The sequence below is a fragment of the Legionella nigrisilvae genome (assembly GCF_977063395.2).
This window is the reverse complement of the sequence record NZ_CDRUGZ020000024.1, coordinates 106820-118706: the sequence shown is the minus strand read 5'-3', so window position 1 is coordinate 118706 and position 11887 is coordinate 106820. Positions and strand designations below refer to the sequence as shown.

The following is an 11887-nucleotide window of genomic DNA, read 5'->3' as shown; positions in this document are numbered from 1 at the left end:
TTCCCTGATTAATAGGCTTTTACTGGGGATACAAAACCTTGTGGTTTTAATGCCAGTAACGAGCAATCAATGTCTTGCAAGATGTTTTCCGCAGTATTGCCAATCATAAATCCAGATATCCCGGTGCGTGCGACGGTGCCCATCACCAAAATATCGATTCTTTTATGGGTTATGATGGCGGGGATAACCTCTTCTGGTTGTCCTTTCAGATGGTCAATTTGGTATGCTCCAGAAATTTGAGACCGTTTAATGAGCTCTTGCAAGAGCAATCCATGAACATGTTTTTCTTCAGCGACTATTCTATCTAATTCTTCTTTAGATATTTTTAACCACACACTATCCCGTAAGTAACTTTCCAGCGCAAATTCCCAACAGGAAATAATACTTAATTTACCCTGATAACGGACGTTTAATGAATGAGCAACTTCTAATAAGCGAAGCGAAAGGTCCAGGGCTTCTGCTTCTTCATCTTTGGGATCAATAGCCACTGCAATGCGAATATCCTGTTGCGTGTGCTTAAGCGGACGATAAAGAAACAAGGCACAGGGGCATTTGCGCAATAGTTCCATGTCCAGTGCTTTAAAGCCTTTCATACCTTCTCGTGTTTCCGCTTCTTTGATGAGAAGATCATGTGAATTTTTAAGGACATGGCGAATGATTCGGATGTCAGGTGTTGTGCGGGCTTGGGGAGCAATGGAACAGCCAACCGACTTAAGGCTTTTCTGTTGTTCTTAATGGCCTTAACTCACCACGTTTTACCTCATCTGGCATGGCAAAGGAATATCGTCCGAGCATATTAATATGACCATATCCATATGCGGACAGTCTGGCTACATCTTCATCGTATACGGGGAAGCCTTCTTGTCGTAATTGATTAATGGCAGCATCCATGTAAATAGTGTTCCAAAGTGTAATGATATTTAAAACCAGTCCAAGGGCACCTAACTGATCTTCTTGCCCTGCACGATACCGCTGATGAAGTTCTCCTCGCTTACCATGAAAAACAGAACGACCTAAACTGTGTCTGCCTTCGCCCAAATTTAGTTGTACCAAAGTCTGACGACGGAATGACTCATCATGAAGATAATTGAGCATGTGGATAGTTTTGTCAATTCGCCCAATTTCGGCAATTGCTTTGGCTAAACGAGTTGGTTTATCAGCAACTTGAAGAGTGCGCATAATGCCTTCTGCGGGAACTCTCCCGAGTTTTAATGAAGCCAATAAACGTAAAATATCATCCCACTCAGGAGGAACAAGATTTATATTTATACGACTTTTTGCAAGTACATTGAGCTTTCCATAATCAGCCAACGGATCAATCCGCCAGAATCTAGCACCACCCATATCAGCCAATCGCGGACTGAAACGAAGTCCCAACAAACGAAACAGTCCAAATACAATATCACTGTATGCGCCTGCATCTGTCATGATCCGCGTTGGCTGTAATTCCGTCTGTTGCTCAAGAACAACGCCTAACAATATTAGGCTATCACGTAAAGTGCCAGGTACTGTTACAGCATTTAAGCCAGTTCGTTGATTAGAGATTAGATTGTACCAAGTGACACCACGACCTGATTTAAAATATTTTGGATTTGGAGCAGCGTGCACTGTTCTAACCGGTACAACGAAGCGCATGCCATCAGCCGATGCAATATCGCCTCCGCCCCATTTCTTAGCTAATGGAATTTGATTTTGAGCAGAAACTAAAATGGCATTGACCGCCATTATCGTTTCATTTCGAATATAATTTTGATCAACCCATACCAATCTATCTCTTTTTAAAGCAGGTATGTCCTCACGAACAAACGGTTCTCGTCCAGTATTGCAAGCGTCTGCTAGCAATTCAGCACATAAACTGATTAATAGATCCTCAGCACGCGCACTTCCTTCATTGATGTGGGTAAATCCATCCGCAAATCCAGTACGTGTGGCTATCTCAAGTACCATCTCGGGTAAATCGACACGTGGTAATTTGGCTTTTACAGCAGCTCTCAATGCTTTTAATGATGGAGGCTCATCAAGTGCATCAAGCTGAGTTAGAATCAGCTCCTCATTACCCTTAACTGTTTCAAATCGAACAGCAGGGTTATTATCAATATTTGCAGCAACTAACCGATACACTTGATGTAGTTCATCTGTAAGGCTTGTTATGGCTAACATTGGGTCAATTGTTAAATTTAATGAGCGGCAAATCATAGGACGTATTGCCTCCCACTCTGAGCCAGAATAAAGATTGGCTCTTGGATCAGCATACCGCCAACTCGGACTTATGAACACATCCCTATGTTTCAGTGCCGATTGCAATTTATCAAGAACACAAAATATATATGCTGTTCGGTCAATTGTAGTTCTATTGCTATCCCGGCCAGTTATTGATGTTATTAATGCAAGCTCTTTATTATTTGCGTTTTTTTGAACTTCCTTCATGTTTAAAATGGATTTTTTCAATTTCTCAACTTGAGATTGTTTTTTCTCTGGTACAACGATTTCCTTAATTTTTTTATTGATAAGGTCAGCATATAAAAGTTTATCGTTATGCAAAATGATACCATCTTGGGTTTTTACAAGTTTCTTTATGACGCGATAAGTGGGTCGTGGTTCGTCTTGTGGCCAATTGATAACGCTACATTCATTTTTAATAACAATATTACGTTTCCATGATGTTCCAATAATCTCCATTGGCGGTTCATCCGTTTGTTTTCCCTTTAACCATTCAAGACTGGCAAGAAGAGGTTTTCCCGCTTGATTACTATCAAAATTTATTACTCGAAGGAGCGAAGGTAAAAATTTCTGAACTGTTTTTTCCTTTTGTTCAAGCTCATGATAAAACACATTACTTGGCGGCCTGATTAAGGCAGTGGCATTTTCAACTGCAGATACAAGCGCTTCATGACCTACTGTTGTATAAATTGTGTCCCGAATTTCATGATCACATAATTCTGTATTCAGTAGTAATTTACATGCATCGACCAATGTGGCTGTAGCTTGATCGAGATCTTTAAGAGTTCGCAGTCGTGTATTTTTATTTTCTTGCTTGGCCTTTGAGAATAAATCACGCAATACCATACTGAGCACGTCCAGAGAATCATCTTGGGAGTCTGACTCAAAATGATTCGCAAAAGCAACGAGCGTCGCCATTTTACGCTCAAACGGCAAGCGGTTGATGGCTGTAATTTTTGCCGTATTAGCAAAGCGTGCAAGTGTTGCTATTTTACAGGCGGGGATGCGGTACAGTGGTAATTCAACACTAATGTTGCGGGCAGACTCAACCCGTTTTAATGCTTGCACAAGAGCTGTGCTACTGATGCTAACCGGACCTTTACGCAGTTTATCAAGCAATGACAGATGTTCGTCATCCTCTACCACCAAGAGGTCATTCAGTTTTTCCTGTTGTGATGCGCTTAAATTTTTAATCAACATTCGCCATAAGCGAGACTCCATCCTGGAGCGAATTTCTGCAACAAAACGCTCAAGAACTGTAATACCTGGTAACAATATTTTGTTGGTCGATAGCCAACCCACTGCATGATCAAAAAGCACTCCAGGTCTGTCAGTACCAGTCCAGCATAGTGCACATAATATGCGACCAAGACGATAACGACTACCTTTTTCAGCAAATTCTATATAGCCATAACGCGCTCGAATTTCAACAGCATGACGCCAACGCTGCTCACTTTTCATGTACATTGATATGCAACTTTCAGGATCATTAACCTTGATTTGAATAGCAACTCGCTCAATTACCACACGAGGAATCTGATTCAAGTCGGAAATAAAAGCTCCAATAAATCGAACTGTTGTCAGCTGTAATGCATAACCTAACCTGCTGAAGTCACCACGCTTGTTTGCAATCCACTCCATATCCTGATCATCGAGGAAAAAAAGGCTATCTACGATATCTGGTGGTAGGTCAGTAGGATATTTAGCGTAATTGTCACATTGTACTGGGGAGAGAAAACTAACAGGCATGTTTATCCAAAATCAATAGGTGTTGTTGCTAAACTTAGAAGTTTTGCAACGGAATTTGAATGCCTTTATTTAAAGGTTTAAATTCGTTGCAAAAATCAGATGCAAAAGTCTATTGTTTTGCGATATGATTTGCAAATAAAATATTAGGGATTAGTTATGAAAATTGGGTATGCTCGCGTTTCAACCACGGATCAAAATTTAGAGTTGCAATTAGTTGCACTAAAAGAAGCTGGTTGTAAACGTATCTATCAGGAAAAAATTTCTGGTGCAAAAAGAGATCGTCCAGAATTACAACGATTACTTGATCAGCTTCGACCTGAAGATGTAGTCGTTGTTTGGAAATTGGATAGATTGGCGCGTTCAACCCAGCATTTATTAGAATTAATAGACTGCATAAGAACAACAGAGGCTTCCTTTTGTTCGCTTTCCGAGCCTTGGGCAGATACCACTTCTCATGCCGGTAAAATGATCATGACCGTATTCGCAGGTATTGCAGAATTTGAGCGTGACTTAATTCGTGAACGTACTGGTGCGGGTCGCGCAGCTGCAAAGCAACGTGGAGTTCGTTTTGGACGACCTGAAAAAATGAATAAAGAACAAAAGTCATTGGCCAAGCGGCTTTTGCAAGAAGATAAATCGGTAAGTGAGATTGCAAAAACGTTTAATGTCCATAAAGCAACAATTTATCGTTTACAACAAGAATAATTCACTACAGATCCCCAATCCTATGGTATTCTTAATATTAAGAATTATTTATTAATGATAACATCTGGTATGGTTTGAGTTAATTTTTATGGATAAAGAATGATCAATATAAAATATGGATTTGGAAAAGAAGTATTGTATTCATTTGATGATGCAATTAAAAAAGTTACTGAAGAACTGCAAAAAGAGGGATTTGGAGTTCTTACAAATATAGATGTGTCAGCAACTTTGAAAAAAAAATTAAATAAAGATATGCCTCCCTATCAAATTCTTGGTGCATGCAATCCGCAATTTGCCCATCATGCTTTAGAAAAGGAGCCATCTATAGGTTTGCTTCTACCATGTAATGTGGTTGTACGCCAGGATGATATAGGCAAAGTGCATATTGAATTTATGGATCCAAAATCAGTATTAGAATTGGTCGGCAATCCTGAGATCAATCTGGTCGCTGGAGAAGTAAGACAAAAACTGGAGAGAGTATTAAGCGCATTGTAATGCGCTCATCTACAGTTAAGATTTTAACATGCGAAGACCACTTGCAATAACAATAAGCTCACTTATTTCATGGGCTAAAACTGCTATTGGCAACGTAAAATAGCCAGTTACCGCCCCGACAATAAGAGAGCTAATAACAATTATAGATAGTCCTAAATTTTGTAAAATTATATTCCAGGTTCGATGACTAAACTCGATGAGATAAGGTAATTTTAATAAATTATCACCCATTAATGCTACATCCGCAGTTTCTAATGCAACATCGGTTCCAGCGGCGCCCATTGCAACTCCTACATGTGCTGCTGCAAGTGCTGGAGCATCATTTACTCCATCGCCAACCATCATTACCTTACCGTAACGTCTTTCCAGTTCCTCAATTTTTCGTGTCTTATCTTCTGGTGATAAATCAGAGAATACTTCATCTACACCTGCTTGAACTCCAATTGACGCGGCAGTTATCGAGTTATCTCCAGTGAGCATAACAACACGCTCAATACCCATCAATTTTAGGGACGATACCATCTGCCTTGCTGTAGATCTTAGAGGATCAGTAATTGCAATTAAACCGAGAATTTCCTTATCTGTTCCTACTAATACGACAGTCTTTCCAACGGTCTGTAATTTATTTATTTCTTGAATTACAGTTTCTACCAATAGACCCATATCAATAAATAATTTTGGATTGCCAATATAAAATTGTTCTCCATTTATAAAACCCTGAACCCCTGAACCAGTCAATGACTTAAAATGTTCAACAGGTTTATATGCAACACTTTCTGCCTTTGCTTGTTGTAAAATGGCATGTGCCAGTGGATGCTGGGAACGCGATTCAAGGGTGGCAGCTACATTTAATATTTGGTTCTGAGTATAATTATTTAACGAAATGATATCGGTGACCTTGGGTTGTCCTTGTGTTAAGGTTCCTGTTTTATCAAGCGCAATAACCTTTATTTGAACCAATTTTTCTAAATATATCCCACCCTTAAGTAATATTCCGTTTCGACTGGCTGTACCAAGAGCAGCTACAAGGGTAATTGGGATAGAAATTACTAAAGCACATGGTGCAGCTGCAACAATAAACACCGTTGCACGTAGCACCCATTCTTGCCAATGCAGCCCAAATAGAGGAGGTAGGGTAGCTATTAGTACCCCTGCTAAAAGAACGAATGGACTGTAGAGATTGCCAAAACGCTCTATAAATCGTTGACTGCGACCTTTTTTATCCTGTGCTTTTTCAACAAGAAAAATAATACGAGATAACGTGTTCTCAGCAAATTTTTTGGTAGCGCGAATAGTAAGAGTCCCCTCGCCGTTAATAGTTGCAGAAAATACTTTATTTCCCACAAATTTCTCAACAGGAATTGATTCACCCGTGATAGGCGCTTGGTTTACACTAGAATGTCCAGATATGACCTCTCCATCTGTAGCGATGCTTTCACCAGGACGAACAATAAACTCATCTCCAATTTGAATGTCTTCTAAAGGTATTAGGAACTCGCTATTATTACGTCGGACTAATGCGGATTTTGGGGCAAGTTCCATCAATACTCTGATAGCATGTCGCGCCCTTTCACCAGCATAACCCTCTGCTGCTTCAGAAATAGAATATAAAAAAACCAGTGTTGCCGATTCTGCCCATTGTCCCATCACACCAGCAACAATAGCAGCGGTAGACATCAAAAACTCAATACCGATTTCATGTTCTTTGAAAAATTCTTCTATAGCTTCCCGTGCGAAATAATATCCACCAATTAACACCGCGCCTATGTAAAACCCGTTAGCAATTATCCTTGGTAGTGTCAAATATGAGCCTACAAAACCAATAGTTAATAATATACCGGCTATTGCTGCCGTAATGACTTTAGGATTATGCCACAGTTTGGGCATTGGTTCTTTGTGAGAAGGACAAGTGGAGCAGCCCATTTATTTATACCCCTTATTCATAGTTTTCTTCAGAGCCGTAATGTTAAAGCGTCATTGTTACCTAAAAATAAAGGTTTTTAAAGAATTCATCATAGATATTGAATAAAACAATAAAACTATTTGTTCTATTATAGGTAATTTGAAAACTTAATTACTAATGATGAAAAAAATTGGTTATCTATCTGTATTCAATGAAAATACTTGAACAACTTCACAGTTTACAATCCTATAAAATGAAACATACCGAATTATAGATATTAAAAGACCAATATAGTCCTTAAGTCGGTTGGCTGTTCCATTGCTCCCCAAACCCGTTGTGCCACAATCCACTTCAATATCGATGGGAATTTTCTTTTTAGATACCCCAAGCCCTGATTTGGCCAATTGAATGGCTTTGTTCATTTTGTCAATCAATGATGCTTCATAAGAAGTTTTGTACTCACTAAGCGTATCAGGAAAAGGAGGGCAGGTAATTAAAATATGAAGCTGTGCCTCGTTTTTAGAAGCTAATTTTAACGCCAGCTGTAAGGCTTCTGTTTCGTTCTTAATTCCATGGCTAACGAATAAAATGTTATGAAATCGGTGCATTACTTATTCCTCCTTGAAAGGGCTGGAGCAATGTTTCAAAATCGTATTTGAACCGCAATTGCTCCTTGCTTTTTACATGTATTGGCCGCCATTGACATCCAGATTAGCTCCAGTGATAAAACTCGATGCAGGGGATGCCAAAAAAGCAACGGCCTCTGCAACATCTTGCGGAAGTCCCAAGCGCCCTACCGGTATGACTGAAATTATAGTATTTAAAACGTCTTCTCGCATTTTGCGAATCATGGGCGTTTCAATATAGCCTGGCGAAATAGTATTCACCGTAATGCCTTTGCTGGCTACTTCAAGCGCCAGGCTTTTGGTAAAGCCAAACAATGCGGCCTTGGTTGCTGCGTAATTGCATTGCCCAAACTGACCCTTACGTCCATTAATTGAGGAAATAGAGATAATACGTCCATACCCTTTCTCAAGCATGGCAGGTAGTGTATTTCGCGTCATGTTAAATACACTGGTGAGGTTCGCATTCACTACACTTTTCCATTGCTCTGGCGACATCTTTTTTAAACTGGAATCCTGAGTCACACCTGCATTGTTAACCAATACGTCAATACGACCGTAGCGTTCCATAACCAGTGATACCAGCTGTTCACAATCATTAAACCGCGCAATATCCGCATACAGTATATCAATTTCAAATCCTGCTTGTTGTTGCTCTTTTTGCCATTGAATTGCTTCTTCATGATTGCCGTTTTTGAAGTAGCAGGCAATCACAGAATAGTCTGTTGCTAATCGTTGACAAATAGCGCTACCAATACCTCCTGTACCACCAGTAACAATTGCTATCTTTTTCTCCATGATTATTCTCCTTAATTAAATTGGTTTGTCCCTATAGAAAAATACTTTGTTATCGTTTGATTGAGGCCATTTTTAACATTAAAAATCCAGTGAGTCCTGATATAAACGAACCAAGCACTACGCCCATTTTAACCATGGGCATTAAGCTTGAATCATTGTTTTGGTAAGCCAAAGAACCAATAAACAAACTCATGGTAAAGCCAACGCCGCAAATAAGTGCAATGCCATAAACTTGAGCAAGATTCACCTTATCTGTCTTAAGAAGTTTTTTGAACTTAACAAAATAGCCCAAAGATAAGAAAATACCCAATTGTTTTCCAAGAAACAATCCTAGCCCAACGCCTAAAACCACTGGGTGGGTAAATATTGAGAAATCAAGCCCTATAAAAGTGATCCCTGCATTAGCAAAGGCAAACAAGGGAAGAATGAAAAAGACAACCCAATGATGCAAACCGTCTTCTAGGCGCGTCAGCATCGATTCCTTGCCTACATCAGGGATGGTCATGGCAATCACAATCCCGGCAAGGGTTGCATGAACGCCAGATTTTAATACGGCGATCCACAGAGCTACCCCAAAAAGCATGAATACTGAAATGCGGCGACATTTAAAATAATTTAAGCCAATCAAAATCAGGGTAAACAATAATGCCAGTGAAAAAGAAAAAAGCGATAACTTTGCAGTATAAAACAGCGCAATAATAACAATGGCTGCCATATCATCAAAAATGGCGATGGCAGTGAGTAAAATTTTGAGTGAAAAAGGTACACGTGAGCCTAAAAGAGAGACGATTCCTAGAGTAAATGCAATATCGGTAGCGGTAGGGATTGCCCATCCTTTTAGATAGACTGGATTATGAGCATTAAAGAAAGCAAAGATTAAAGCGGGAAAGAGCAAGCCACTTAATGCCGTAAGGGCTGGAGCCAGTAGATTGGTTTTATTACTCAAAATTCCCCGATTGATTTCCCGTTTAATTTCAAGGCCAATCAATAAGAAATATACAGCCATTAATCCATCATTGATCCATAGAATTAGCGGTTTTTTTATGGAAAGATTCCCAACAGAAACACTGCCATTAATATGCAAAAAATGCTCATAACCAATACGATAAGGGGAATTGGCAACGATTATCGCAAGCACTGCAGCAATAAATAATAGGATACCACCAAGAGTTTCCAGGTTATAAAAGGAATCCGATTTATTCATCAATTGATTGTATAAGTGACTAAAAACCAAGTGTACTTGGTGTTGTCGTTCGATACAATTCTGCAGAACATTTTCTTTAATCAGGATTCTGGTGATGCATGGTCATTCATATCCTCCGGAATTTTCATGATTTTTTATAAATAGAGTTCTGTGTTTTTCATAGCAACCAATCGATTGCCTCCTGTCCAAATAAAAAAATTTTATATTGGTGTTGCGTATTTATTTGTCAATGCTATGCTCATAAGGTAAATCATACGATTTACGTTTTTTGATGGGCAACAACACCGTGAGTGAACATAAAATATTGGGTCAATATGGGAATTGAATCAGTTAAAATGTTTAACCAATTGGCTGAAGATTATGATGGTTGGTTTGATAGTCATCCAGGTGTTTTTCAATCGGAACTTGAAGCCTTAAAGAAAGTCACCCCTCAATCAGGAGAAGGACTTGAGGTGGGCGTTGGTTCTGGACGATTTGCTGCCGCATTGGGTATAAAAACAGGCATCGATCCTTCTGTTCAATTAAGTCATTTCGCTAAATTAAGAGGTATTGATGTATTCGAAGGGGTTGCTGAATCATTGCCTTTCCAGGAACAGCAATTTGATTTTGTCTTATTCAATACGGCGTTATGTTATGTTGACTTGCCGTTAGTAGCACTTCTCGAAGCAAAACGAGTCTTAAAACCTAATGGGAAGATTATCATAGGCATGATTGATAAACATTCGATGCTTGGACAGCAGTACGAAGCCACAAAACAAGACAACCCATTTTCTCAATATGCTCACTTTTATTCAGTATCCGAGATTCTTGAATTGCTTCATGAAATTCATTTTACAGAAGAGGCAATTAATCAAACACTATTTGCTCCTATTGATACCATCATAACAGCAGAAGAGAGCAAACCAGGTTATGGAGAAGGCGGGTTCATTGCACTATCCGCCGGCATGTCTCCCTTTTCTTATTGAAGGTTTATTAGCAAGTCTTGCATCGACCAATCAGCAGATTGAGCGTGAAGACCCACTAAAAAAGTATTGAATCGCTTTGTAAAGACGCTACGCGGCTTGTTTTTCTTGTATTATCGCAACATCCCCTTGGACACACTATACTTTTTAATAGGATTTGAACAAAGAACAGAGGACTAATGAATTATTCTTTTCGTTTTCTTGTTGCAGAAGCATCTTTTCCTGCTCGCATTATTATCCGAAATCAATTAATGCAGCTTGGACAACACGTGGATATCGTTCCCTCAATTGAAGACACTCTGATGCAAATTACATCTAAAAGCTATGATATGCTTTTAATTGATAGCTACTTGTACTATTCACAAGGTGACTATGATTGGACTGCATTGATAAAAAAACACCACCCATTTACTACAGCTCCAGTGATTGCACTAATCTGCGAACATCCACCGATAAAAAATGAAATGGGAAGCCCTCACTTGTGTAGTTTTAGAAAACCATTCAGTGAAGAAAAAGCGATAATAATTATCCATTATCTGGAAAGCACATTAAGCTAAATTGAAAACCCCAAAGATAAATTGATACATTAATGTCCCCACGGTATCCGATGGTCATTAAAGAAGCCCTGCATCTTGAAAATCCACGCGCAACCATGCCAAATGGAGTTGATTTAAGTGACCCGGAAGGAACTTTTAAACCTAACGCTCTCCATTAAGTAATTCAATAAAACCAGTGGATTACCTATTTCCAAACGCGCACCCGGTTTCGTCCTTCGGACTTAGCCAAATACAATGCCTTGTCTGCATGTTCAATAGACTCCTCTATCGGTTTATTAGGCTCAAGCAGCGCCAGACCAAAAGAGGCAGTTACTTGAATCAAGTGCTCCTTGCCATCATCGATGGTAATGGCCTCAAGCACTTTCCGAAGACGTTCACTCATTGCGAACCCCATATCCAAATCGGTAAATGGCAAACACAGTAAAAATTCTTCACCACCATAACGAAAAACTTTATCATAGGCCCTTAGATTCTCAATAAACAGACGAACAGCTGTTGCCAAAACACGATCTCCCATCTGATGGCCGTGCCGATCATTAATCTCTTTAAAGTAATCTAAATCCACCATAACCAAGCAACAACTTTGCCCTTGGCGCTTAATAATTTCTTGTTGCTCTCGCAAAGTCGACAGCATCGTCACGCGAGACAGTGCCCCAGTCAACGCATCTCGG

The 11887-nt window shown here is 39.5% G+C and carries 11 protein-coding genes and 1 pseudogene; 5 read left to right on the top strand and 7 right to left on the bottom strand.

Annotation, left to right across the window (positions count from 1 at the left end):
- Positions 1-8 precede the first annotated feature (8 nt).
- Together ACWTE2_RS17095 and ACWTE2_RS17090 are read right to left on the bottom strand one after the other, a co-directional pair.
- A pseudogene (locus tag ACWTE2_RS17095) lies at positions 9-671 on the bottom strand (universal stress protein); the annotation flags it as partial.
- A gap of 40 nt (positions 672-711) precedes the next feature.
- On the bottom strand, positions 712-3969 hold the full coding sequence (locus ACWTE2_RS17090) for a Tn3 family transposase (protein WP_012187537.1): 3258 nt from the start codon (positions 3967-3969) through the stop codon (positions 712-714).
- 156 nt (positions 3970-4125) lie between these two features.
- On the opposite strand from ACWTE2_RS17090, the gene ACWTE2_RS17085 reads away from it, so the two are divergent.
- On the top strand, positions 4126-4674 hold the full coding sequence (locus ACWTE2_RS17085) for a recombinase family protein (protein WP_012187538.1): 549 nt from the start codon (positions 4126-4128) through the stop codon (positions 4672-4674).
- 99 nt (positions 4675-4773) lie between these two features.
- On the top strand, positions 4774-5169 hold the full coding sequence (locus ACWTE2_RS17080; protein WP_012187539.1) for a DUF302 domain-containing protein: 396 nt from the start codon (positions 4774-4776) through the stop codon (positions 5167-5169).
- Positions 5170-5184: 15 nt separating this feature from the next.
- Here ACWTE2_RS17080 and ACWTE2_RS17075 read toward each other — a convergent pair whose 3' ends face one another.
- The 4 genes from ACWTE2_RS17075 to nhaA form a co-directional block, all read right to left on the bottom strand.
- Entirely contained in the window at positions 5185-7092 is a 1908-nt protein-coding gene (locus ACWTE2_RS17075) for a heavy metal translocating P-type ATPase (protein ID WP_012187540.1), read from the bottom strand.
- Positions 7093-7266: 174 nt separating this feature from the next.
- Complete coding sequence (locus ACWTE2_RS17070) at positions 7267-7680, bottom strand: hypothetical protein (RefSeq protein ID WP_014845095.1); 414 nt, start codon at positions 7678-7680, stop codon at positions 7267-7269.
- A 72-nt stretch (positions 7681-7752) separates the two neighbouring features.
- A complete protein-coding gene (gene phbB / locus ACWTE2_RS17065) occupies positions 7753-8493 on the bottom strand; it encodes an acetoacetyl-CoA reductase (protein ID WP_014845094.1) in 741 nt (246 codons plus the stop codon).
- A gap of 49 nt (positions 8494-8542) precedes the next feature.
- On the bottom strand, positions 8543-9697 hold the full coding sequence (gene nhaA, locus ACWTE2_RS17060) for a Na+/H+ antiporter NhaA (protein ID WP_014845093.1): 1155 nt from the start codon (positions 9695-9697) through the stop codon (positions 8543-8545).
- Between the two features lie 314 nt (positions 9698-10011).
- Here nhaA and ACWTE2_RS17055 point away from each other — a divergent pair, with 314 nt between their 5' ends.
- The 3 genes from ACWTE2_RS17055 (at position 10012) to ACWTE2_RS17045 (ending at position 11374) form a co-directional block, all read left to right on the top strand.
- Positions 10012-10662 (top strand): class I SAM-dependent methyltransferase, encoded by a 651-nt coding sequence (locus ACWTE2_RS17055; RefSeq protein ID WP_014845092.1) that lies wholly within the window; start codon positions 10012-10014, stop codon positions 10660-10662.
- A 176-nt stretch (positions 10663-10838) separates the two neighbouring features.
- Complete coding sequence (locus ACWTE2_RS17050; protein ID WP_014845091.1) at positions 10839-11216, top strand: response regulator; 378 nt, start codon at positions 10839-10841, stop codon at positions 11214-11216.
- A gap of 32 nt (positions 11217-11248) precedes the next feature.
- Complete coding sequence (locus ACWTE2_RS17045; RefSeq protein ID WP_019350452.1) at positions 11249-11374, top strand: hypothetical protein; 126 nt, start codon at positions 11249-11251, stop codon at positions 11372-11374.
- 26 nt (positions 11375-11400) lie between these two features.
- Here ACWTE2_RS17045 and ACWTE2_RS17040 read toward each other — a convergent pair whose 3' ends face one another.
- Complete coding sequence (locus ACWTE2_RS17040; protein WP_129556956.1) at positions 11401-11877, bottom strand: GGDEF domain-containing protein; 477 nt, start codon at positions 11875-11877, stop codon at positions 11401-11403.
- Positions 11878-11887 lie beyond the last annotated feature (10 nt).